Origin of the sequence: Rheinheimera tangshanensis (assembly GCF_014645135.1) — a bacterium.
GTDB lineage: Bacteria > Pseudomonadota > Gammaproteobacteria > Enterobacterales > Alteromonadaceae > Pararheinheimera > Pararheinheimera tangshanensis.
Window position 1 is genome coordinate 401,934 of record NZ_BMLH01000002.1, and the last position, 25,080, is coordinate 427,013.

At 47.7% G+C, this 25,080-nt stretch carries 17 protein-coding genes; 14 read left to right on the top strand and 3 right to left on the bottom strand.

What is annotated here, in order from left to right:
• Positions 1 to 9: 9 nt before the first annotated feature.
• The 8 genes from mreC to pssA all read left to right on the top strand — a co-directional run bounded on the left by mreC (position 10) and on the right by pssA (position 11,158).
• A complete protein-coding gene (mreC, locus tag IEW88_RS06400; RefSeq protein ID WP_147903519.1) occupies positions 10 to 897 on the top strand; it encodes a rod shape-determining protein MreC in 888 nt (295 codons plus the stop codon).
• Positions 897 to 1,379, top strand: a complete 483-nt coding sequence (gene mreD / locus IEW88_RS06405) for a rod shape-determining protein MreD (protein ID WP_053424065.1) — start codon at positions 897 to 899, stop codon at positions 1,377 to 1,379. Before mreC ends, mreD begins: the two co-directional genes overlap by 1 nt.
• An 8-nt stretch (positions 1,380 to 1,387) precedes the next feature.
• Positions 1,388 to 1,951: a Maf family protein gene (locus IEW88_RS06410; RefSeq protein ID WP_147903520.1), complete on the top strand. Its 564-nt coding sequence runs from the start codon at positions 1,388 to 1,390 to the stop codon at positions 1,949 to 1,951.
• A complete protein-coding gene (gene rng / locus IEW88_RS06415) occupies positions 1,948 to 3,417 on the top strand; it encodes a ribonuclease G (RefSeq protein WP_053424066.1) in 1,470 nt (489 codons plus the stop codon). Before IEW88_RS06410 ends, rng begins: the two co-directional genes overlap by 4 nt.
• A complete protein-coding gene (locus tag IEW88_RS06420) occupies positions 3,417 to 7,391 on the top strand; it encodes a YhdP family protein (protein ID WP_147903521.1) in 3,975 nt (1,324 codons plus the stop codon). Before rng ends, IEW88_RS06420 begins: the two co-directional genes overlap by 1 nt.
• Positions 7,384 to 8,223, top strand: coding sequence for a carbon-nitrogen hydrolase family protein (locus IEW88_RS06425; RefSeq protein ID WP_147903522.1), 840 nt, complete (start codon positions 7,384 to 7,386; stop codon positions 8,221 to 8,223). Before IEW88_RS06420 ends, IEW88_RS06425 begins: the two co-directional genes overlap by 8 nt.
• Positions 8,220 to 9,659 (top strand): metalloprotease TldD, encoded by a 1,440-nt coding sequence (tldD, locus tag IEW88_RS06430; protein ID WP_147903523.1) that lies wholly within the window; start codon positions 8,220 to 8,222, stop codon positions 9,657 to 9,659. The genes IEW88_RS06425 and tldD overlap by 4 nt, the downstream gene beginning before the upstream one ends.
• A gap of 155 nt (positions 9,660 to 9,814) precedes the next feature.
• Positions 9,815 to 11,158 carry a CDP-diacylglycerol--serine O-phosphatidyltransferase gene (pssA, locus tag IEW88_RS06435; protein ID WP_147903524.1) on the top strand — a complete coding sequence of 448 codons (1,344 nt, stop codon included), beginning with the start codon at positions 9,815 to 9,817 and terminating at the stop codon, positions 11,156 to 11,158.
• Positions 11,159 to 11,185: 27 nt separating this feature from the next.
• On the opposite strand, the gene yjgA is transcribed toward pssA, so the two are convergent.
• Positions 11,186 to 11,713 (bottom strand): ribosome biogenesis factor YjgA, encoded by a 528-nt coding sequence (gene yjgA, locus IEW88_RS06440; protein ID WP_147903525.1) that lies wholly within the window; start codon positions 11,711 to 11,713, stop codon positions 11,186 to 11,188.
• Positions 11,714 to 11,999: 286 nt separating this feature from the next.
• On the opposite strand from yjgA, the gene pmbA reads away from it, so the two are divergent.
• Together pmbA and scpC are read left to right on the top strand one after the other, a co-directional pair.
• On the top strand, positions 12,000 to 13,346 hold the full coding sequence (pmbA, locus tag IEW88_RS06445) for a metalloprotease PmbA (protein ID WP_053424072.1): 1,347 nt from the start codon (positions 12,000 to 12,002) through the stop codon (positions 13,344 to 13,346).
• A 138-nt stretch (positions 13,347 to 13,484) separates the two neighbouring features.
• The gene (gene scpC, locus IEW88_RS06450) at positions 13,485 to 14,975 is read left to right on the top strand and encodes a succinyl-CoA:acetate CoA-transferase ScpC (protein ID WP_147903526.1); all 1,491 of its coding nucleotides are present in this window, start codon (positions 13,485 to 13,487) and stop codon (positions 14,973 to 14,975) included.
• A gap of 92 nt (positions 14,976 to 15,067) precedes the next feature.
• On the opposite strand, the gene IEW88_RS06455 is transcribed toward scpC, so the two are convergent.
• Entirely contained in the window at positions 15,068 to 17,251 is a 2,184-nt protein-coding gene (locus IEW88_RS06455) for a M3 family metallopeptidase (protein ID WP_147903527.1), read from the bottom strand.
• Positions 17,252 to 17,467: 216 nt separating this feature from the next.
• Positions 17,468 to 20,704, bottom strand: a complete 3,237-nt coding sequence (locus IEW88_RS06460; RefSeq protein ID WP_147903528.1) for a bifunctional diguanylate cyclase/phosphodiesterase — start codon at positions 20,702 to 20,704, stop codon at positions 17,468 to 17,470.
• A gap of 408 nt (positions 20,705 to 21,112) precedes the next feature.
• Between IEW88_RS06460 and rnk the strand changes: the two genes are divergently transcribed.
• The 4 genes from rnk to IEW88_RS06480 all read left to right on the top strand — a co-directional run bounded on the left by rnk (position 21,113) and on the right by IEW88_RS06480 (position 25,073).
• Positions 21,113 to 21,982 carry a nucleoside diphosphate kinase regulator gene (gene rnk / locus IEW88_RS18855; RefSeq protein ID WP_147903529.1) on the top strand — a complete coding sequence of 290 codons (870 nt, stop codon included), beginning with the start codon at positions 21,113 to 21,115 and terminating at the stop codon, positions 21,980 to 21,982.
• 122 nt (positions 21,983 to 22,104) lie between these two features.
• A complete protein-coding gene (locus IEW88_RS06470) occupies positions 22,105 to 22,476 on the top strand; it encodes a cobalt transporter (RefSeq protein ID WP_147903530.1) in 372 nt (123 codons plus the stop codon).
• A gap of 45 nt (positions 22,477 to 22,521) precedes the next feature.
• On the top strand, positions 22,522 to 23,835 hold the full coding sequence (locus IEW88_RS06475) for a TolC family protein (protein ID WP_147903531.1): 1,314 nt from the start codon (positions 22,522 to 22,524) through the stop codon (positions 23,833 to 23,835).
• Positions 23,832 to 25,073 (top strand): efflux RND transporter periplasmic adaptor subunit, encoded by a 1,242-nt coding sequence (locus tag IEW88_RS06480; protein WP_147903532.1) that lies wholly within the window; start codon positions 23,832 to 23,834, stop codon positions 25,071 to 25,073. The genes IEW88_RS06475 and IEW88_RS06480 overlap by 4 nt, the downstream gene beginning before the upstream one ends.
• The last annotated feature ends 7 nt before the right edge of the window (positions 25,074 to 25,080 follow it).

Genomic DNA, 25,080 nt, shown 5'->3' on the forward strand with positions numbered 1-25,080 from the left:
CAGTCCTGAATGAAACCTATCTTTGAGCGTGGCCCATCTCTGCCATTACGACTGTTTCTTGCAGTCTTGTGTAGTGTTGGGCTAATGACGCTGGACAGATTTACCGATAGTTCCACACAGTTGCGTAGTTATTTAACCGCAACTGTGAGTCCTTTGTATTATCTGGCCAATTTACCTCAAGCCATGTTGTCTGATGCCTCCGAGCAATTTATGTCTCACCAGCGTTTACTGGAGCAAAACCAGAAGCTGCGTGAAACTTTGCTGCGGCAAAATACCCAGATGCAGCGCCTGCAATTTTTACAGCAGGAAAATGACAAACTGCGCTCTTTGTTGGGGTCAGTGCCAGTAGCGGACAGCAAACGTCTGGTCGCTGAAGTACTGGCGGTCTACAGCCATCCGTTCAGTAATCAGATAGTGATTAACAAAGGCAGCAATGACGGCGTCGTGGCGCAGCAACCTTTAATCGATGATTTAGGGGTTCTGGGACAAATCGTCAGCGTGGGGCCAACCAGTAGCCGCGCTTTACTGATTTCTGATACCACTCATGCGATCTCTTTGCGGGTCGAGCGTAATGGTGACCATGTGGTGGCTGAAGGCTTGGGTCAGTCGGATGAAGTGCGGCTGATGCATATCCCACACAGTGCCGATATACAGCAGGGTGATAAACTGATCACCTCGGGTTTGGACGGTATTTTCCCCGAAGGCTATCCGGTGGCTGAAGTCGTACGAATTAGCCGCAATGCACAGCAGCCGTTTTTGCAGGTGTATGCCCGACCTTATGCCCAGCTTGATCGTATTCGTTATGTGTTATTAGTCTGGCCTAAAGCTAAACCGGAAATTGACGAGCAAATCGCCCCGCCTGATGCTGAAGCGTCCGCTGTGGCAGGAGATTTCTGATGGAAAAGTCACATCGTTTGTATCTGGTGTATTTATCTCTGATGTTTTCGCTGGTATTGGCTGTGGTGCCTTTACCCGCTATGGTGAAACTATTCCGCCCCGACTGGCCTTTATTGGTATTGTTTTACTGGGCTTTGGCTTTGCCATTTCGGGTCAGTATAGGGACTGCTTTTGTCGTTGGTTTTTTGTTGGATGTGCTGGTCGGTACTGTGCTTGGCGTCAACGCTTTAGCTTACTCTGTCATTATTTATTTCTGTTCTGCACACCATTTGAAAATTCGTAATTTCTCCATTTTGCAGCAAAGTTTAGTTATAGCGCTGTTTTTAGCGTTTTATCATTATTTTATCTTTTGGCTCAGTCATTTCTTAACTGGCGTGGTCTTTACTATGGCCTATTTATGGCCTGTAGTGACTGGTGCTGCGGTCTGGCCTTGGATCTTCTGGTTATTACGCCGTATCCGTCGCCAGTTTAAAATTCATTGAGTGTCTTTATGATAGCCCTTGCTTCCGCTTCCCCCCGTCGCCGCGAATTATTAGGCCAGTTGCAGCAGGATTTTGTGCTGGTCAGTGGCACTATTGATGAAACTCAATTAATGGGCGAAACCGCCGATCAGTACGTACTGCGTTTAGCGGAGCAAAAAGCCCGCGCCGGTTTTGCCAATCAAAGTACTCCACTTCCCACTCTGGGCGCCGATACTATAGTGCAGGTCGATGACTTAGTTTTAGGTAAACCTGTGGACGAGGCTGATTTTCAGCACATGATGAGATTACTGTCAGGTCGTAGTCATTGGGTAAAAACTGCTGTGGCTATTGCGACAGAGCAGGGAGTCATCAGCACGACAGTCGCGACTAAAGTCTGGTTTAAACAGCTGTCCGAACAGGAAATACTCTGGTATTGGAATACAGGCGAGCCGGCTGATAAAGCCGGTGGTTATGGTATTCAGGGACTGGCAGGTCAATTTGTACAACGCATCGATGGCAGTTACTTTGCCGTAGTCGGTTTGCCTTTGTATGAAACAGCCCAGTTGCTACAGGCTCTGAAGGAGCAGCGATGAGCGCAGAATTATTGATCAACGTCACCCCAAGTGAAACCCGGGTTGCTTTGATTGAAAACGGTGTATTGCAGGAAGTGCATATTGAGCGCCAGGCCAAACATGGTCTGGTCGGCAACATTTATATGGGCAAAATCAGTCGTGTTTTGCCTGGTATGCAGGCTGCTTTTGTCGACATAGGCCTGGATAAAGCCGCCTTTTTACATGCCTCAGATATTGTCACTGCAGGCTTAAATATCGCCGATGCTGAGCTCAAAGCGGGCCCGGTAAAAGATATTCGTTTGCTGGTGCACGAAGGCCAGTATTTGCTGGTGCAGGTGGTGAAAGATCCGCTCGGCACCAAAGGCGCCCGTTTAACCACTGATATCACTTTACCAAGCCGCCATCTGGTATTTATGCCTGGTTCGGCTCATGTTGGTGTTTCTCAGCGTATTGAAAGTGAAGTTGAACGTCAGCGTCTGAAAGATATTGTCAGCACTTGTCTGGATGAAACTGGTGGCTACATAGTTCGTACTGCAGCTGAAGGTGCAGGTGAAGATGAACTGCTGCACGATGGTAAGTTTTTACAAAAGTTATGGGCCAAAGTTTTAAAACGTAAGAAAAATGCCCGCAAAGAGACCATGTTGTACGAAGAGCTGACACTGGCTTATCGTATTTTGCGTGACTTTGTCGGCTCTGATCTGGAGCGGGTGCGAATCGACAGTAAGCTGACTTATCAGCAACTACATGCTTTTACTGAAGAGTTTGTGCCAGAGATGACCGCCCGGCTGGAGTATTATCCGGGCGAGCGGCCTGTGTTTGATTTATTCGATGTAGAAAATGAAATCCAGCGCGCGCTGGAACGTCGGGTTATGCTGAAAAGTGGTGGTTATCTGATGATCGACCAAACTGAAGCTATGACCACTATAGACGTCAATACCGGTGCTTTTGTTGGCCATCGCAACTTAGAAGAGACCATTTTTAACACCAATATCGAAGCCACCCAGGCCATCGCCCGCCAGTTGCGATTACGCAATCTGGGCGGCATTATCATTATCGATTTTATCGACATGCAAAGCGAAGAGCACCAGAAGCGCGTGTTGCATAGTTTAGAAGTGGCTTTGGGCCGGGATAAAACCAAAACCAATATTCATGGTTTTTCTGCGCTGGGTTTGGTCGAGATGACCCGCAAACGTACTCGGGAGAGTTTAGAGCATGTACTTTGTGGCGAATGCCCTGTTTGTGAAGGTCGTGGTAGTTTAAAAACAGTCGAAACTGTCTGTTTTGAAATATTGCGGGAAATAGTCCGGGTGAACCGTGCTTATGTGGCAGATAAATTTGTGGTCTATGCATCACCTGCGGTAAAAGATGCATTGATAAATGATGAATTTCATAGCATGGCTGAACTCGAAGTTTTTATTGGTAAACAAATCAGTGTCGTGATCGAACCTCAATACGGTCAGGAACAATTTGACGTGGTGATGATGTAGTGCGAACGGTAAAACAGGCCTGGTTGTATTGCTTACACAAGCTCTGGATCTTTTTTGCTATCTTCGTGGTGTTGATGGCCACCTTAGTCTCAGCCTTACGTTTTGGCTTGCCGTATGCCCCTGGTTATAAAACCGATATTGAGCAGTGGATCAAAGCCGAATACGGTACTGAAGTAAGGATTGGCGCTTTATCTGCTGGCTGGCAGGGCACAGGACCTGCTTTGGTGTTACAGCAATTGGAAGTTCTCGACAGCAGTTATCAGCCGCAGTTAACAGTCAGGGAAACCGGTATTCGTTTAGATTTCTGGCGTTCACTGCGCACCATGAAGCTCAGTGCTGCTCATTTTGAACTGACAGGCTTAACCTACAGAGTGGATGCTCAACGTTGGCTAGGCACTGGGGTTGCCACTCCTACGGATAACCAACAGCTATTTGATGCCTTGCAGGATCTGTTTTTTAAACAGCTACAACATTTCTCCGTGCTCGACAGCCAGCTGGTGTTTCACAACACCCAGGACGAGGATATCCGCTTGGATATCAAAGCGCTGAACTGGCAAAACGAGGGGGATCGTCATCAGGGCTGGGGCGAGCTGTCTGTGGCCGATGTCACGGCCAATACTTTGTCTTTTATCATTGATTTAACAGGCGAACCGTCTAAAGCTCAGGGCCAGCTGTATCTGGCCAGCCAGCAGTTGGATTTATTGCCATGGTTTCAGCAGCTATTACCTCAAACCCGCAAGCTTAACAGCGCTAAACTGAACTTTGCCGCCTGGGGCGATATTAAAGCCGGTAAGTTACAACAAATAGATGTGGCTTTATCCGACAACAACGTGGGCTGGCTGAAAGATGGCGTCTGGAATAAAGTCGCCTTGTCTGACGGTTATCTGCGTTGGGTGCCTATGGCTAAAGGCTGGAACTTAAGCTCAAGCCCTATGACGCTGAGTAACAGCAGTCAAAGCTGGCCAGGTTTACAGTTGCAGCTGAGTCAGAATGAATTGGGTTATCAGGCGTCGTTACAACATCTTCAGTTAGGGGTTGCCCGGCCTTTGCTGGAACTGTTTTCTGATGGGTCAGAGCAACTGCAGTCTCTGCTTGCTTATCAACTGGATGGTAAAGTTGATCGAGTGGATCTGGTTACAGAACGTGATCAGTGGTACTTGTCCGGTCAATTTAATGAATTCTCTTCAGCACCAGTGGCTGATGTGCCTGGTGTCAAAGGCTTTAACGGCCGTTTTGTTGCGTCCCCTCATTTTGGCTGGCTGGGCTTAAAAGCACAAGACGGTGCGCTGCAGTGGGGAGAGGCTTTTAGTAAAGACTGGACGTACAAAGGCGCTGAATTAGAGCTGGCCTGGCGCAAGCGCGCTGGCAACTGGCAAATCTTAGTGCCTTACTTAAGTTTGTGGCAGGACGCTTTTAGCCTCGAGGCTGAACTAGTGGTCAATCTGGACGATAAACCTGATATGGATTTAGTCGCAGAGCTGCATGGCGTGCCGGTGCAAAACGCAGAACAGTTTTTCCCGAAATTTTATATGCCGGAATCTGTGATTAATTACCTGAAACCAGCGCTGGTCTCGGGGGATGTCAGTTCAGGTAAAGTGTTATGGTCCGGTGATTTTTCTGCTTACCCTTATGCTGAAAAAGACGGTGTATTTCAGGCAGTGGCTGAGGTGACCAATGCTGAGTTTTTATTTGATGAAAACTGGCCCAGCTTAACGGATTTGTCGGCTGAACTGTTTTTTGAAAATGCGGCCATGCTGATCAGCAGCAAATCTGGTTATCTGGTGGATGCGCCTGTAGAACAAGGGGTGCAGGTTGGTATTGCTGATTTATATAACGCCGATAAGCTGATCATCGATATCAAACAACAATTGCTGGCGGAACAAGTCACCACCCTCATGCAGGCTTCACCTTTGCACGATTCTGTTGGGGAAACTCTGGCTTATTTAGGTGTCACAGGTCCTGTTAAAGGTGACGTGCGTCTGAGCATTGGCCTGAATGAACCAACAGTAGATATCAAAGGTGCTATCGACTTTGAGCGCAATGGAGTGGCTTTGTCGGCTCCAGCTTTAGTGGGTGAAAACCTGACAGGTCGGCTTTCGTTTCATAACGACATTTTGACAGCTGATGATTTACAGCTCTTTATCAGTAATATTCCTGTGCAGTTTGGCTTTCGTGGTGAGCAGCAACAAGATAACTACAAGGTGTCTTTGTTAAGCCAGGGTTTGCAGAATAGTCAGGAACTGCTATTGAGTTTAGCACCTCAACTGGAGCACTTTGCAGCAGGCCCTCTGAACTGGCAGTTTAAGCTGGATTTGTTGTTAGCAGGTGAGGGCTATACCTATCAGGCTGATTTAGCCTTGGATTTGACCGATACCGAATTACTGCTGCCAGCGCCTTTAGCGAAAAAGTCAGGCCAGTCAGGCACTGTATTCTGGTCGTCCAGTGGTAGTCAGGATAATTCAGTCATCGCCTTAACTTATCAGGATTTAGTATTTTTTGACGCCAGTTATGTGCATGAGCAGGGGCAGATAGGTCGTGCCCATTTGAGTTTAGGCGACAAAGAAAATGCTGGTTTTGCCGATGGTTTTACCATCAGTGCCAATCTGGATAAAACCGACTTTATGCCTTGGTTTGAGCTGATTCGTCATCAAGTCAGTCAGCAATCGGATGAAACCGGACTCTTGCCTGCGTTGACTTCCGTCAAAGCCAAAGTAAATACGCTGAAGGTGACGGACGAGATAAGCTTTGATCAGGTACAACTGCAGCTGAAGCCGGAAGCCAATTCCTGGGTCGTGGACATCAATTCCACTCAAACCAAAGGCCAGTTAACCTTAGCAAAAGACTTGATGGCGCAGGGGATAGAAGCCAATCTGGAGTTTTTGAAATTATTCCCTTATGACCCGTTGAAAGCCGAAGCTGAAGCCTTGGCTGCTGCCGAATCTCTGGCAAAGCTGACGAAAGAGCAACAAATTGCCAAAGCGTTGGCTGATGTGGTGAAACCCGAACCTATGCCATGGCTGGCCGACTTACCACCTATCAAACTGGATTGTAAAAGTTGTGTGTTTGGGCCTTTTGATTTAGGCCAACTGACAATGCAAACCGAATCTGATGGTGAGCGTTTAACGATTCAGAGCTTTGAATCACGTTACAAAAAGCATCAGTTAAGTATCAAAGGTCAGTGGCAAAAAGATACGGAAGCAGGTGTCACCACATTATCAGCAAGCTTAATCAGCCCTGATTTTGGTCAACTGATGAAAGATTACCATTTAAGCTCGGCGGTAGCAGGCAGTTCTGCTGAAGTTCGCATTGATGATTTAAGTTGGGCTGGTGGGCCTACCCAGTTTAACTATGCCACTTTAGGCGGCAAACTGAACTGGCAGTTGGGGGAAGGCTCTTTGTCCGAGGTCAGCGACAAAGGTGCACGTTTATTGTCGATATTTAGTTTGGGTTCTTTGGTGCGTAAGCTGAAACTGGACTTCAGAGATATTTTCTCCAAAGGCTTTTTCTACACTGAAATGAAAGGTGATTTACAGCTGGATAAAGGTGTGGCCCATACCAACAATACCATGGTGGATGGTGCAGCAGGTAAAATTGAAATTCAGGGTTATGCCGACTTAGTCACCCGTCAGCTGGATTATCAGATGGCATTTTTACCCAAGATCACCTCAAGTTTGCCTGTGTTAGTTGCCTTATTGCAGTTTAACCCTGCGACCGGTCTGGCAGCTTTAGCTCTGGACGAAATTGTGGAATCGGCTGAAGTCATTTCAAAAGTGAATTTTGTCGTGACAGGTAACTTTGATCAGCCTGAAGTGGTTGAAGTGGCTCGTCATACGACTGAAGTTGAAATTCCACGTTCTGATTTGTTAAAAGCCGAACAGGAAAAACGCTTACGTTTGCAGCAGGAGCAAGAGCCGCAGCAACAGCCTGCCAAGCCTGCCGCCAACAGCAAAACCAAGGACAAAGCCAATGGCTAAACCCTGGCGTTTATCTGCAGTACAACTGACCAGTGGCCCTGATGCTTTAGCCAATCTGGCCAAAGTGGATCAATTACTGGCACAGTTACCTAAAGCAGAACAGCATCTGGCGGTTTTACCCGAAGGTGTGGCAGTATTTGCCGGCCCTGATGGTTTAAATCTGCAACTGGCGGAAACCTTAGGCGCAGGCACTTTTCAAAGTGCTTATGCGACTTTAGCAAAAAAATATCAGCTGTATTTACTGGTTGGTACTTTGCCAACCCGTACTTCTGATCCAAAGCGTTTTGCCGCCAGTAGTCTGTTATATAGCCCTGAAGGTGAATTACTGGCGGATTATCAGAAAATTCATCTGTTTGATGCCTTAGTCAACGACAGTAGTCAGCAGTATTCGGAATCAGCTACTACTATGGCAGGTAAAAAACTAACTCTGGCCCAGCTGGGCGATTTAAGACTGGGCATGCTGATTTGTTACGATATACGTTTTCCAGGTTTAGCTCAGGCTTTAGCGGCTCAAGGCATGAATGTGATGGCTGTACCTTCGGCTTTTACTACTGTGACAGGGGAAGCACATTGGCATACCTTGTTAAGAGCCCGTGCCATAGAAACCCAGAGTTTTGTCGTTGCACCTGCTCAGATCGGCACTCATATTAATGGTCGTCAGACTTATGGCCATAGTTTAATTATCGACCCTTGGGGCCGTATTCTGGCCGAAGCCGATGGCAGCAGCGAAATGGTGCTGAGTGTCGAAATTGATTTAGATTATTGCCAGCAGCTGGCAGAGAAAATGCCGGTAAGGCACCACAACAGATTTCAAAGTGAGTTCAAAGTATGAGTAAGGTCGAACATAACCTGTTAAGCGCCAGTGACTTAAGCGCCAGTGATTTACAGCAAAGCTTAGGCTTTTTATTTGCGCACAAGCTGGATTACGCTGACTTATATTTTCAGTCCAGTGTGCATGAATCCTGGGGTTTGGAAGATGGTTTAGTCAAAGACGGCTCTTTTAACATCGAACGGGGTGTGGGGGTTCGCGCCATCAGTGGTGAAAAAACCGGCTTTGCATATGCCGACTCTATTTCTGCAGCTGCCTTAAAACAAGCGTCAGAAGCAGCTCGTGGTATAGCAGCTGTAGGGCAACAAGGCACTGTACAGGTCTTTAAGCAGCAAACTCAACCAGAAATTTATTTACCTTGTGAGCCACTGCAAAGTCTGGATAACACTGCCAAGGTTGAGCTACTCAAGCAGATGGAAGTTTATATCCGTAGTCTCGACAGCCGTGCTGAACAGGTCGCTGTGAGTTTGTCCGGTGTGTATGAAGAAATATTGGTAGCTGCCTCTGACGGCACTTTTGCAACAGATATCCGTCCTTTAGTACGGTTAAACTGTTCAGTGCTGCTGCAACACAATGGTCGCCGTGAACGCGGTGGCAGCGGTGGTGGCGCTCGCACTGACTATCAGTATTTCCTTGAAGATGTCAATGGCTCACCGCGTTGGCAAGGGTATGCCCGCGAAGCCGTGCGTATGGCTCAGGTCAACTTAACTGCCGTTGATGCACCAGCCGGCACTATGCCTGTGGTGTTAGGCTCTGGCTGGCCTGGCGTGCTGTTACATGAAGCCGTTGGGCATGGTCTGGAAGGGGATTTTAACCGCAAAGGTTCCTCTACTTTTGCGGGTCGTATTGGGGAGCAGGTTGCATCCAAGCACTGCACTATTGTCGATGACGGCACTTTGGCCCATCGCCGTGGTTCACTGAATATCGACGACGAAGGTACTGCCAGTCAATACAACGTGTTGATCGAAAACGGCATTCTCAAAGGTTATATGCAGGATAAGCACAACGCCATGCTGATGAACGTGGCGCCAACAGGCAACGGCCGTCGAGAGTCTTTTGCTCATTTACCTATGCCCCGAATGACCAACACTTACATGCTGGCCGGTGAATACGACCCACAAGAAATTATTGGCAGCGTGAAAAAAGGCATTTATGCACCGAATTTTGGTGGTGGTCAGGTGGATATCACCTCAGGCAAATTTGTGTTTTCAGCCTCAGAAGCTTATCTGATAGAAGATGGCAAAATTACCACGCCTATTAAAGGCGCAACCCTGATTGGCAACGGCCCAGAGGCAATGCAGCAGGTGTCTATGGTCGGTAACGACCTGTCGCTTGATGCTGGTGTTGGTGTCTGCGGTAAGCAAGGCCAAAGTCTGCCTGTAGGTGTGGGTCAGCCGACCTTAAAACTGGATGCCATGACGGTAGGCGGTACGGCTTAACTAGAGCCTGTTGACGAAAAACACTAGGACTTTGTGCCGTTTTGCGGCAAGATCCCACTCATTAAAATTTGAACTAAAAATGGGGTCAGATCACATTGTTAACTGTTAACAATGTGATCTGACCCCATTTTAGCCGACTGAGAATTTCGCCTGCTATGTTACAAACTTTGTTAAACAGACGTCGTCTGGCCAAATTGCCAAAAACAGATCTGGTGGCTGAAACCGTTTCTGTATTGTGGTCAGCTGCCGATTACAAAAGCACAGTGCTTGATCTGATCCAGCGTGCTCAACATCGTATTGTGATCACAGCTTTGTATTTACAAGCTGATGAGGCTGGAGAACAAATTCTGCGGGCTTTATTTGTCGCTAAACAGCAAAAACCTGATTTGCAAGTGACTGTGTATGTTGATTACCATCGCGCCCGTCGTGGCCTGATTGGTCAGGAAGGCGCCCGCACCAACAACGATTTTTATCGTGAGATTGCCAAAGACTACGACTTGCCTATCCAAATTATTGGCGTGCCGGTGAAAAAACGTGAGCTGTTTGGTGTACTGCATTTAAAAGGTTTTGTCTTTGATCAAACCCTGCTGTACAGCGGTGCGTCACTGAACAATGTCTATCTGGCCGAACAAAACCGTTACCGTGCTGACCGTTATTTAGTGCTGCAAAATCAGGTGATGACAGACGCCATAGTGCAGGCGCATCAGCAGCTATTTGGTGATGAAGAACAAACACCTGAACTGTTGGATGACGAAGACTATGTCAGTCAGGCGGTGAAACGTCAGTCACGTTTATGGCTCAAACATGCCAAAGCCACCCGTTATCAGTATGCGGATAAAACCGATTCAGCTTTACGTGCTTCCTTGCTGATGGGCCTGGGACGGCGTAATAACGAGCTGAATAGTACAGTGCTTGCTTTGCTTTCTGTGGCACAACAGGACGTCTTAATTTATACCCCTTATTTTAATCCGCCTGTGGCTTTGGCTCGTGCGCTGCGTAAATGTTTAAAACGTGGTGTCACAGTGACCATAGTAGTGGGCGATAAAACTGCTAACGATTTTTATATTCCGCCAGGTCAGCGTTTTAGCAAAATTGGTGGTCTACCGTATTTCTACGAAACCATTTTGCGTAAGTTTGTCCGCGCGAATCAAAAATTCATCGATGCAGGTTTATTACACGTCAAACTGTGGAAACATGAGGACAACAGCTACCATCTGAAAGGCTTGAGTGTGGATGGTGTCAAACATCTTTTTACAGGCCATAACCTGAATCCCCGTGCTTTTGCTCTGGATTTTGAAAACGGTATTTATGTCGAAGACGAGTTGCAGCAGTTAAAAACTCTGCTGGAGCAGGAAAAACAGGTCATCACAGCCCATGCCACTGAAATTGTGCATTATTCAGAAATTGAAACAGTACGCGATTATCCGGAAGTAGTGCAAAAGCTGTTAGGTCAGTTGCGCCGTATAGGTGCAGATTTAGTGGTGAAACGGTTGATATAAAAATGGGGTCACATTTGACCCCATTTTTTAATCTTCTAAAATAGCCGGTTTAATCAGCTGGAACAATTCACGGAACGCCTTAGGTGGCAGACCTTTTTCCTGTTCTCTTTTGGCATTACGAATAAGTGCACGTAACTGCTGTACGTCCACTTCAGGGAATGCCTCAACAAATTCAGTTAAGGCGTCCGGGTTAGCAATCAGTTTATCGCGCCAGGTTTCTACTAAGTGAAACTTACGGGTCGCTGCCTGATTGGTATTACGCAGCACGGCCAAAGCACGCTCTATAGGTTCCAGATCACGGGTACGCATTAAACGACCAATAAACTGGATATGGCGGCGCAATGCTTCGTGTTTTTTCACCAACTTGTCAGCCAGTGCTAAAGCGTCTTTTAACTCTTCATCTAAATCTAACTTAGCGCGGGCTGCAGGGCTTAATGCCACCAGCTCTTCACCCAGTTTCTGTAACGCAGTCATTTCTTTTTTGACTTGGGTTTTACTTTTACCATGCTCAACATCCCAGTCGTCGCCATGGGTAAAGTCGGTCATATCGGCCATAGAATTCTCTTACCATCTTATTTAATGTGGCAAGTATACCTGATCTCCCGAGCAATAGCAGCGGCGCCCTTCGTACTTGAAGCCGCAGCGGCGTTAACCGCACTCCTGGCCCCAGTCACATAGACAACTATGCTCCTGGGATCTCGTTCGCTTGTCGCCTTGCTGCAACTCCAATTACTTTGGGCCGAGTCGTCCAACATCGCGGCAGTTGTGTTGACCCCCCTGCGTCCAATTAGTGTGGAACTATGGTAAGCTGAGCCTAAAATTCTGGTAGGTATAAAAACAGATGAGTCAAACCGAAATAACAATCTGGCAAGAAATCGCCGAAGTCAAAGATGCGGTCAGCCAGGTGCTGGCGCATGCCAAACAATTAGGTGCAACCAGTGCTGAAGCATCGATGAACCGCACTCGCGGTTTAAGTGTCGAGACCCGTCATGGTGAAGTAGAAACCGTCGAGTTTAATCAGGATGGTGGTTTAGGCATCAGCATTTATGTCGGCCAGCGTAAAGGCTCGGCGTCTACCGCTGACTTAAGCCCCGCTGCGTTAAAACGCACTGTAGAAGCTGCTATTGATATAGCCCGATACACCTCTGAAGATCCACATGCAGGTTTAGCTGATGCGGCCTGGCTGGAATTATCGCCGCCGGATCTGGATTTATTCCATCCGGCTTCGGTCTCTACCGAACAGGCTATTGAATGGTGTAAAGCTTCTGAAGAGGCTGCTTTTGCTTACGATGCGCGTATCACCAACTCGGAGGGCGCATCCTTTTCGTCACATCAGGGCTTAAAAGTTTATGGCAATAGTCATGGCCAGTTAGTTGGTTATCCAAGCAGCCGTCATAGTTTAAGCTGTGTGGTGATTGGTGAAGATGGCGATGATATGCAGCGCGACTACAGCTACACAGTAGCCCGTGAATTAGGTGCCTTATTGGACCCGGCTCAGATTGGTCGTGAAGCGGCGATGGAAACAGTACAACGCTTAAATGGCCGTAAGCTCGGTACGCAAAAAGTGCCTGTTATTTTCCGTGCTGATATCGCCAGCAGTATTTTTGGTCATTTGGTTTCTGCCATCAGCGGCGGCAGTATTTACCGTAAATCCAGTTTCTTGCTGGATAAAGTAGGCCAACCAGTGATGTCCGACAAAGTCACTATTATTGAGCGCCCGCATTTAAAACAAGCTTTAGCCTCCAGTCCTTTTGATGGCGAAGGTGTGAAAACCCGAGATTTAACAGTGCTGGATCAAGGCGTATTAAATACCTACCTGACCACCAGTTATTCAGGCCGTAAGTTAGGTTTGCCAAGCACAGGTCATGCCGGTGGTATCCATAACTGGTTAGTGCAACATGGGGATGCCGACTTAGCTCAGCTTTGCCGTGATATGGGCACGGGCTTGTTGGTGACAGAACTGATGGGGCAGGGCGTCAATACAGTCACAGGCGACTACTCGCGTGGTGCTGCAGGTTTCTGGGTTGAAAACGGTCAAATTCAGTTCCCTGTATCCGAAATCACTATAGCTGGTACTTTGCAGCAAATGTTTATGGATATTCAGGCCATAGGCAAAGACGTTGACCCTCGTGGTGGCGTGCTGACAGGTTCGGTATTGATAGGCCAGATGCAAATCGCCGGGCATTAAGTGAGCAACAAACCTAACGCCTGACTCGGTTAGCCGAGCTTTAGCGCATCGCCAGTGATATACGACTTAAGTCTGGCTGGTTGGTGCCTGATTGCAGGCGTAAAATGTCGCGTTTTTTAACGATACAGGGGTTCAGAAATGCAGTTCGATCGGATCCGCCTTAGCGCTTTACATCAAAAAGTGATGTCTGCCGAGCAGGCCACAGACTTTATCAAAGATGGTATGACGGTAGGTATGAGCGGCTTTACCAGAGCCGGGGAAGCGAAAGCTGTTCCGCAGGCTTTGGCACACAAAGCTAAAACTCAGCCGTTGAAAATCAGTTTGATGACAGGCGCATCGCTGGGAAATGATTTAGACAAAGCGCTGACCGAAGCCGGTGTACTGGCCCGGCGTATGCCGTTTCAGGTCGACAGTACGCTGCGTAAAGCCATTAATAATGGTGAGGTGATGTTTATTGACCAGCATCTGTCCGAAACGGTCGAACAGTTGCGTAATCACCAGTTGAAGTTACCTGATATCGCCGTCATTGAAGCTGTGGCTATCACTGAGCAGGGCCATATTGTGCCGTCTACCTCAGTGGGTAATTCCGCCAGTTTTGCCATTTTTGCCAAACAAGTGATAGTCGAAATCAATACCTCGCACCGGGCTGATTTAGAAGGTCTGCACGATGTGTATATTCCAACGTACAGACCAAGCCGGACGCCTTTGCCTTTGGTGAAAGTGGATGACCGCATTGGCAGCGCGGCTATTCCAATCGATCCGGCGAAAATTGTCGCCATCGTCTTTACCGAGCAGCCGGATTCATACTCGACAGTGTCTGTCCCTGATGAAGAGACTCAGGCTATTGCCAGCCATCTGGTACGTTTTTTCGAGCAGGAAGTGCAGGCCGGGAATCTGGCAAAAAATCTGGGTCCACTGCAGGCCGGTATCGGCAACATTGCGAACGCTGTGATGATGGGCCTGCTGCACTCTTCTTTTGAACATCTGACCATGTACTCCGAAGTCTTGCAGGACTCCACCTTCGATTTATTTGACGCAGGCAAGCTGGATTTTGCCTCCGGCAGTTCTATTACCTTGTCAGAGCGTCGTAATGCCGAAGTTTTTAGTCAGTTAGAAAAATACAAAAACAAGCTGGTGCTCAGACCGCAGGAGATCTCCAATCACCCTGAATTAGTGCGCCGTCTGGGTATTATCGCCATTAATACTGCGTTGGAGTTTGATTTGTACGGTAACGTCAACTCGACTCACGTTTGCGGTACACAGATGATGAATGGTATTGGTGGGTCGGGAGATTTTGCCCGCAATGCTCATCTGGCGATCTTTGTGACTAAATCTATTGCCAAAAACGGTGCTATTTCCAGTGTGGTGCCTATGGTCAGTCATGTCGACCATACGGAACATGACGTGGATATTCTGGTCACTGAACAGGGGTTGGCGGATTTACGTGGCTTAGCACCACGGGAGCGCGCCAAAGTGATTATTGAACATTGTGTCCATCCGGATTACAAAGCTCAATTACAGGACTACTTTGACCGAGCCTGTCATAAAGGTGGCCATACGCCGCATTTGCTGGCTGAAGCCTTTAGCTGGCATTTGCGTCTGGAACAACTGGGCAGTATGAAGCGTTAAACGCACCAATAAAAAAAGGCCGGATCTCAGTATCCGGCCTTTTTTATCAGCGATATTAAACCACCTCTTGAGGAGGTGGTTTAACTCAGTACTTAGTTAATACCAGTCTTTAAACCACGACGGATTAACAGCGCATCTGTGGTTGGTTCCTGACCACGGAAGGCTTTGTAGGCTTCCATTGGGTCTTTGCTGTTACCAATAGACAGAATGTTTTTACGGAAGTTAATACCATTTTCCAGCTTTAAACCGCCTTGAGTTTGCACATAGGCAAAAGCGTCAGCCGCCAGAATTTCACTCCACATATAAGCGTAGTAACTGGCTGAGTAACCACCAGAGAAGACGTGAGCGAAGAAAGTCGACTTATAACGTGGTGGTACAGCGGCTAAGTCCACACCATGTTTCTTCAGAGCTGCGGCTTCAAACTTTTGTACGTCCTGCAGTGGCGCATCGGCTGGCAGAGAATGCCATTCCATGTCCAGCAGGGCAGAAGACATATATTCCAGTGTGTCATAGCCTTGGTTGAAGCTGCGTGACTTCATGATTTTTGCCAAAAGTTCAGCAGGGATAGCTTCGCCTGTTTTGTAGTGTTTGGCGTAGTTGCCAATTACATCAGGGTGAGCTGCCCAGTCTTCCTGGAAAGTCGACGGGAATTCAACGAAGTCACGGGACACTGAAGTACCAGCTAAAGCCGGGTAGGTCACGTCGGAGAATAAACCATGCACAGCATGACCAAATTCATGGAACATAGTAGTCACGTTGTCATAGCTCACCAGCGTAGGTTCACCGGCTGGGCCCTTAGGAATGTTCATCACGTTTACAACTACAGGCTTCTGATTTAACAGCTTGCTTTGCTCGACAAAAGAACTCATCCAGGCGCCACCACGTTTGCCGTCACGGGCAAAGTAGTCAGCATAGAAAATAGCCATGCTTTTGCCGTCAGCGTCAAACACTTCATAAGCTTTTACATCCGGGTGATACACAGGTAAATCCGGACGGGCCTTCATGGTGATACCAAACAGTTTGTTCATGGTGTAGAACATACCGTCGTTCAGGACGCGTTCAAATTCAAAGTACTCGCGCACTTGGGCTTCGTCTAAATCGTATTTGGCTTTACGTACTTTCTCAGCATAGAACTCCCAGTCCCATGGTTGTAATTCAAAGTCACCGCCGGTTTCTTTGATCATGGCCTGAATAGCTTCAGCTTCTTTTTTGGTATTTTCTACGACAGCAGGCACCATAGAACCGAACATATCCAGTACAGCTTTAGGTGTTTTGGCCATAGTAGGTTCTAACTGGTAAGTCGCCCAGTTGTCATACCCTAGCAGCTTGGCACGTTCAGCACGCAGTTGCGCTAAACGGGCAACGATAGGCTGGTTGTCTGTTTCACCTGAAGTACCGCGGTAGGCTGAGGCTTCCCATACTTTTTTACGTACTTCACGGTTTTCCAGTGCAGCTAAAGCTGGCTGACGAGTGGTGTTGGTAATTTCGATAATAAATTTACCTTCTTTACCTTTGGCTTTCGCGCCTTCTGCCGCTGCTGTGATTTCAGCTTCTGATAAGCCTGCTAATTCTTCTTTGGTATCCACATAAACCGCGATTTGATCTTTCATCGCCATCAGGTTCTGCTGATATTTGTTGGTCAGCGTGGACTGCTCTTCGTTTAAAGCACGAATTTTAGTTTTTTGCTCTTCGGTTAAGTTGGCACCGGCACGAACAAAACGCTCATAATAGTCTTCAACTAAACGAGTGGCCTCACCGTCTAAACCTGAGGTGGCACGGGCGTCATACACTGCTTTTACCCGGGCAAACAGCTGAGGATTCAGGTTGATATTGTCTGAATGCGCAGCAAATTTAGGTGCCATTTCAGATTGAATTTTCTGGATCTCATCATTACTGATGGTGCCTGTCATATTAAAGAAGGTGCTAGTTGCACGAGTTAACAACTCACCACTTTTTTCCATAGCGACAATAGTGTTTTCAAAAGTTGCAGGCTCTTTATTATCAGCAATAGTCAGGATCTCAGCCATATGCTGTTTGATGCCTTCTTCCATAGCTGGCTGATAATGTTCAACTTTAATTTTGTCAAATTCAGGTGCTTCGTATTGCAGCGTACTTTTTACTAACAATGGATTGGTCACCGCAGCTTGCTCCGTTGCTGGTGCAGCAGCTTGAGTTTGTTCAACTGCTGCTGTGGTTTTTGCTTCTTCCGCTGGCTTGGAGCAGGCACTTAAAGCGACTGCTGCGCCGATAGCGCTGGCAATTAACGTCTTGCGCATGAATATTTCCTTCTGGGTATCTTGGTTGCTTTTTTGTTATGGAATCACAGTAAAATCATTACCTGTTAACTGGTCGAGTATGCCAAAAGCAGTGCTGAAAAGACAGGTTTTGCAGTAAATGGCAGATTTAGTGGGATAAGTGGCGCACAGCTGCGGTAATACCTTTGCCGACCTTAGCGTTTTGTACCCTAAGTGCTCTATCCATTGAGCTTAACCTCAGAATGCTTTGCTGGTTGGGTAGGGCTTTGCCTGCTTAGTATGGGTGTTGAAAAATAATTCAAACTGCTCCGCACTTAAAGGTTTACTGAAAAAGTAGCCCTGAATTTCATCGCAGTATTGGGCACTGAGGAAGTCTTGCTGCTGTTGTGTCTCCACGCCTTCCGCTATGGTGCGCATGCCCAGACTGTGAGCCATCTGCACTATAGCTTTCACAATAGCCTGATCATTAGGGCTAACCTGCAGCTCTCTGATAAAGGACTGATCTATTTTCAGCCGATCCACAGCAAAGCCCTTGAGATAGCTCATCGAGGAATATCCAGTACCAAAATCATCGATCGATAAAGAGAAACCTGCAGCACTGAGCTCCTTCATAATCAGACTAGCCGCTTGAGGATTTTTTAAGGCCACAGCTTCTGTCAGTTCCAGCTCTATCTGCTGTGGTTTTACCCCGGCTTTTGTCACCAGCTCAATCACATGTTGAACAAAACCCGGTTGCGCAAATTGCAAGGCTGAAATATTCACTGCCAGCAGCAGCTCTGTGATCCCTACTGACTGCCATTGCTTCAATTGTCTGGCAGCATGCTCCAATACCCAGTCACTGATGGGACCTATCAAGCCATTGTTTTCTGCAAGTGGAATAAATACGGCCGGAGAGATTTCACCAAATTGCGCGCTGGTCCAACGTAGCAGAGTTTCGGCCCCTACAATGCGGCCGGTTTGCAGGCAGACCTGAGGCTGGAACACCAAACGTAATTCATGACGGCTGATAGCATGTTTCAGGGCGTTGTCGAGTGCCAGCGAGCGGGCGCTGTCTTCCTGCATATCAGGAGCAAAAAAGCGGAAACTGTTTCGCCCGTCTTGTTTCACTCTGTACATGGCGGTCTCAGCACAAAGTCTCAGTGCATCAAAATCTGTTGCATCATTCGGATACAAGGCGATGCCAATAGACGCATTGATCAACAAATCATGTTGTTCAATCAATAAAGGCTCAGCCAGCGTGGCCAACAAACGCGAGGCCATAGCTGTGGCTTGCATCTGCGACATTTCGGGAAACAACAAGGTGAAATGATCCCCGGATTGGCGCGATAATGTATCCTGATCATTCAGTGGTACCCGCAGACGTTGTGCTATTTCCCGTAATACTAAATCTCCGATCGCCTGACCCAGAGCATCGTTAATCACTTTAAAGTTATCCAGATCCAAATACATAAGCGCCGTCGTCTGGCCGTCAGATAGCTGCGCTGACTCGCGCTCCTCAAAGCGTTGCCTGAGCAAACTGGTATTAGGCAAACCAGTTAACTGATCAAAGTTGGAGAGTTGCTGTAGTCTGGCTTCAATTTGTTTACGGGCGGTAATATCCTCTTTGTGCGCCAGGTAGTTAACAATTTCACCTTGTTCATTACGAATAGGATAGATATAAGCTGACTCAGTGAACAGAGAACCGTTTTTGTGCCTGTTAATCAACTCGCCGTTCCACAGCTCGCCAGCTTTGAGCTTGCTCCACATTTGCTTATAGGTTTGTTCAGGGGTATAGCCTGACTTCAGGACTCGCGGATTTTGACCTATGACTTCTGCTTTGCTGTAACCACAGTTTTCAACAAAAGCCAGATTAACGTATTCAATGCAGGCATTGGCATCAGTAATGATGATAGGAAAGGGGCTTTGATCGACTGCCGCTGAGAGCTTCTGAATAGTAGCATTCTGACGTTTGCGCTCTGAGATATCGCGGGCTGAGGCATAAATCAGGGTGCCATCAAATTTGATTCGCCACTCCAAAGTACAGGACCCGCCTTCCTTCATTTTCCATTGGATTTCAAAATCCAGCACATCATTATTTTGTTGCAGTTGCACTATGGCTTGCTGCAATTTGGTTTGGTCCGTAGCGTCGACAAAATCAAGCAAAGAAGAACCGAGCATTTCAGTCGTGCTAAAACCTGTCAAAGGCTGCCAGGCCTCATTCAGCTGTAGCAGGCGGCCTTGTTGATCGCAAATACAGAACAGGTCCAGATTAGAGCTGAAAAAATAATCCAGCTGCTGCTGTTTTTGTTTCAGTGATTGTTCTTGTTCGACTAAGTCGGTGACATCTCTGGATAACACTAAAAACCGGGTGGGTGTGATATTGGCTTTGATGGCGACAGAGAGTTCAAAGTAACGCTGTTGGCCATTCAGATGCAAAGCAATACGACGGCCACGGCTGATGCTTTCGGTTTTAGCTTGTTGCAAGCTGGCAAAGCAAGTATCTGCGGCTTCAGGAGTCATGACATCCCTGATATTTCTCCCCAACAAACTGTGTTCAGGTGCAAGTAGTTTGGAGGTTTCTCGGGCATGAACTTCTAAATAGTTGCCTTGCGCATCCAGCTCAAAAAGTAAATCAGGCAAAGCGTTTAACGTGGTACTGAGCTGAAGCTCAGACGCTTTGAGCTTCTGGTAAGGCAACTGAACTGTTTCAACAAACAAGGCTTTGTATAAAAAACCATAAGCAAGAATTTTATAAAGATGACCAAGCAGGTGATAAGAATCAGACATAGTGGTATACAGGGTAAAAAAGAATTCACTCATAGCCATAATACAGCTGGCGGCGAACAGCCCTGCAGTGTGGACCCGTCTCTCTGTCCGCATACTGGAGAGATTCAGCAAAGCAATCAATAAGTAGCAAAACATCAAGCTGTATTCAAAGCTGATTTTAAAGTAGGTTAAGCCAGTTTTTTCGTTGAAGGTAGCAGGTACATAATCTGGATAGAACAGAAAAAGCAGATGAAGTGCAGTGACTAACAGTAAAACCAACAGCGAAATTAGATATTTCAGACTGCGGTTCTTGAATGCCGGAATACGCATCATAAATAACGCACCCAGCAAAGCGATAGCAGCAAAGGTGCGACCTGCTAACCAAAAATTTATACCTTTTTCCGCACTGGATGGAGTAACAAAGTCAGGCATACCCACAAAAGAGAGCAGGTGCGATAAGTCCAGCAGAGCGACGCCCAAAAACCAGGCTGATAACCAGATAATACGGGGCGATTGCAGAAATTTTTGGGTGTTCCAGCCGATGGCAAAAATCAGCACAGAAACGCAGACCGCTATTACTTCCAGGCTGATATGCAATGATAGGTAATTAGCAAGACCGGGCGAATAAATCAGCCTGGGGTAGAGCAGGACAGTACACAATATGACAGCTAACAGCATCACGACGCGAAAGGCTTGCCGGGACTCAGTCAGATGACTTGGATGGACCATTGTGCACCAAAGATTTTAATACTATGGCCTGAGTATAAGAGCTTACTAAAGAATATGGCTAGTAAAAACTGGCTGGTTTGGTAGTAATAGCCGCATGTCAGACTTGGCTGTAAAAATCTCCAGACAAATAACAGTTCGCTGCCGCGCTTGTTACGACAAGTTTAGCATTTGCCTTCAGCCCAACTGTGGCTTTGAGTTTTGTCGCCAAATGCGATATGGTATCCAACATCGAATTCCCATTTTCATCGCAAACAAGACGGAGGTGATGTTGTTTAAAACTGCAATAAAGTCGCCGTCTTATCACGCCGCTTTTTTTACCGTCTTCCATTTCTGAGCCGGCTCCATCCTGATGGGGTCGGCATAGCTGTTATTTTCTTATTTTTAACTGCTTAAATTCCGGAGTCTGGAATGACCTTATTCAAAAAACACGCATCGGGTAAAACCGATGTTTCGGCTTTATTTTTAATAGCCAGTTCGGCTATTCAACCGCTGCCGCCCTGGCAATTGCAACAGCTGTTACTCCAGCTGGAATCTGTTGCCAAAGGCAAACGCAGACCCTTAAGTGAAACTGGCATGTTGCCCGGCTGTTCAGCTCGTTTGCTGGATTTATCCGATCAAACCGAAGTCTGGCTGACTTTGGTCTATCCACAGCAGAGTAACCCGGAACAGGGCTTTATCTCCGTACTATCGCCTTTGGGGGCTGCATTATTGGGGAAAAATGTCGGTGAAGTGGCTGAAGTGAAGCTGTTACGCCGTCCGTTACGTTTTTTGTTATGTGATCTGATGTCGGTGAAACAACCACCGGCTTTCTTTCCTTCTGTACAGGAGAACTCCATGAAACATCCGTTGCCACAGCAGACATTATCTGAACATGCTTTACCTCCACTTGTGTTGTCCAGTCTGGATCTGGACAGGTTGGATCAATTGTTAAACACTTTACCTGCCACAGACCCAGCTCGTTTATTACTGGAACAGGAGCTGGAGCGGGGCGAGATCGTCGAGCCTGAAGTTATACCGCCCAATGTGGTGACTATGAATTCGACAGTGCGGATCCGTCTGCCAAAAACAGGCGATGAATCCTGCCTGACGCTGGTGTATCCAAAAGATCTGGACGCAAGCGGCGATAAAGTCTCTGTATTGGCTCCGGTAGGCTCAGCTTTACTTGGTCTTTGTGAAGGCGATCAAATTGATTGGCCTATGCCATCCGGCGATATTCAGCCGATCCAAGTGCTGCAGCTGGTCTACCAGCCAGAAAGAGCAGGACAATTACACAGGTAACACTGACAATGGGGGTCTGTCAGATTCGTTATGTGTAACTAATCTGACAGACCCCCAATTTCATCGCTTGAGCTGTACGTGGGCTATCGGCTAAGATAAGGTCAGTTTTTATCGGGGGCTTTATGCCAAAATCTGTGTTCCGGCTGTTGTTATTACTGCTGATTATGCTTAATCACGCTGTTTCTGCTTGTGACAGTGTGGTGATGCATTTGCCGGACGAGGATCACCCTTTTGTTGTGCTCGACAACAGTACCCATGCCGACTTTCCATTGCATCAGCATGCAAACACGACTTGGCCTTCACAAGATGGCGGCCCGGATCATACAGACGACCATCACCCCAGCCATGCCCATGTGGCCTGCTATGTAGTGGAAGCCTATTCTGTCAGTGCAGACCCTGCTGTGCATAAAGCTGCAGCTTTAGCTCAATATGCGTTAATTACCACCAGCTACAGCCCACCTGTTCCGCCACCTAATCAGTCACTATTGATTTAAAAATTAGATTTTCAATTTTATTTCAATAACGTACTGGATCTAGTCATGACGATAAAAACCAGCCATGTGGCGACTGTGCTGCTGGCTTTATGCTTGCTATGGGTTATTCCTGCCCTGGCGACCGAACTTAGCCTTGCGCAAGCGTTACAGCGTACCTTAACGCATAACCCCGGCTTGCAATTGTATCCCTATCAACAGCGGATCAACGACGCCGCTGCTATTAGCGCCGGAATGCGGCCTAATCCCGAACTGCAAGTGGAACTGGCGGATGTGCTGGGCACGGGCGACAGCAGTGGTGTGAAAAGTGCCGAGCTGACCTTAAGCCTGAGTCAATTGATTGAACTGGGTGATAAACGCCAGAAGCGGCTTGAACTGACTCAGTGGCAAAGTGAGCTGACAGAACGACAATACCAGCTGGATAAAGTCGATGCGCTGGCGGCAACCATGCGAAGCTTTTTGCAGCTATTGCATCAACAGGCGCTGCTGAACTGGGCAGAGCAAAAAATTGCCATGGAGCAACAGGCTCTGAACCTTGCCAAAGAGCGTGCACAAGCGGGCAATATCAAAGACGCAGATCTTAGCCGCCTAGAGCTTAAAGTGCTACAAAGCCGGATGGAGCATAAAAGTCTGTCTGCGACAAAACAGCTGAACTTGCGTCTGTTGGCCAGTCATTGGGCCGACCAGCCTGACTTTGATGCCGTCTCAGGTGATTTAACTCTGCTACCCGCTTTGCCTGCGCTCGCTGATGTGCTGACGCAACTGCAACAAGCTCCAGAGTTGCAATGGTGGCTGACGCAGCAGCGTGTGTTGGAGAGTCAGTTACAACTGGCCAAAGCTCTGGGACAGGCAGATTTAACCCTTGGCGCAGGAATTCGCCGCAATGAGCAAACTAACGATAACGCTGTGGTGCTGCAGCTCAGCCTGCCGCTGCAACTGGAAAACCCGCAGCAGGGTACTTTGCTCGCCACTCAAGCCGCAACAGAACAAGCCCAGCTGCAGCAACAACAGACGATGCAGCAACTGCAATTACAAACAGAGCACAGCTATCTGCAATTGACGCAATTGAGTGAACAAATCAAGGATTACCAGAAAGCCGTGCTGCCACTATCACAACAAGTACTAGAGCAGATAGCGGCGGGTTACCAGCTAGGGGTATTTGATATGACGGATCTACTCTCAGCGCAGCAGGAGATCCTGCTGGCCAAACGCAACCTGATTGACCTGCACTACGCTCTGCATTTGCAGCTATTAGAGCTGGAGCGTCTGACCGGCTTACCTATGGTGGTGAATGCTCCGCAGGCTTTACTTCAACAGCGCAGCGCTTCCTCTCTCGGCGCACAACAGGAGCTTACTCAATGAATATGTCAGCATTTTTCTTCATGGTCTACCTGAGCCTCACACTGGTCATCAGCCCGGCCGCCTTTGCCAGTGGTGAACATCATGATGACGAAGCGGAGCATGCGCACAGCGAAGCGGCCAAAGGGCCACATGGTGGGCGTTTATTGACTCAAGATGACTTTGCTGTAGAAGTCACTATTTATGAAACCGAAGTAGAGCCAGAATTCCGGCTGTATTTGTACAAAAACGGCGAGCCTGTCAAAACCACAGCACTGAAACTACAAGTCAGGTTACAGCGTTTAGGCGAACCGGCAGAGCTTGTCCAATTCAGTCCAGAACTGGATTACTGGCTGGGTGATACCGTGGTGCGGGAACCTCATTCCTTTGCCGTGCAAATCGACGCCAGTTATCAGGGCAAAAACTACCAATGGCAGTATGACTCCTTTGAGGGCCGTACTACGTTATCAGCGCGGTCAGTGGAAAAAGCCGGCATAAAGCTGGAACAAACCCGGCCAGGCCAAATCCACACTCAGTTGCATTTGTTTGGGGTAGTTGCCCCTGTACCAGAGCAACAGGTTCAGGTGGGTGCTGCTTATGCCGGAATTGTGCAGCAGATTGCGGTTAAAGTTGGTGATAAGGTAACTAAAGGCCAGTTGGTGGCCAGTGTTCAAAATCCTAACAGCTTAAAAAACTACGCTATTTTTGCGCCTCTATCCGGCGAAGTCACCGCAAGCTATGTCAGTGTAGGGAGCAAAGTTTCAGAGCAGCCTCTACTCGAAATCAGCGATTTTTCATCGGTTTATGTCGAAATGTCGGCTTTTCCTTCGGATACAGAACAGCTCAAGTTAGGGCAACAATTTTTAGTGCAGGATTTACATGGTCACCAAGCGGCCACAAGCCAGATCAGTTACATAGCACCACAAATGACCGGAGGCCATATAGCCCGCGCCCGTGGTCTGTTAGCCAATCCGGACGGGCATTGGCGGCCAGGTATGCATGTGAAAACCGATGTGACAGTAGCGACAGTGGATGTGCCTTTGGTGATCAAAAAATCAGCCCTGCAGTTATGGAATGATAAGACGGTGATTTTTATCAAGGTGGGGGATGTGTTTGAGATCCGCATGCCTGAAGTTGGCCGAAGCGATGACACTCAGGTCGAAGTACTATCCGGTGTACCGCTGGGGGTTGAATACGCCACCACGCACAGTTTTATCCTCAAAGCCGACGTGATGAAGTCTGGCGCCAGCCATGATCACTAAGGACTTG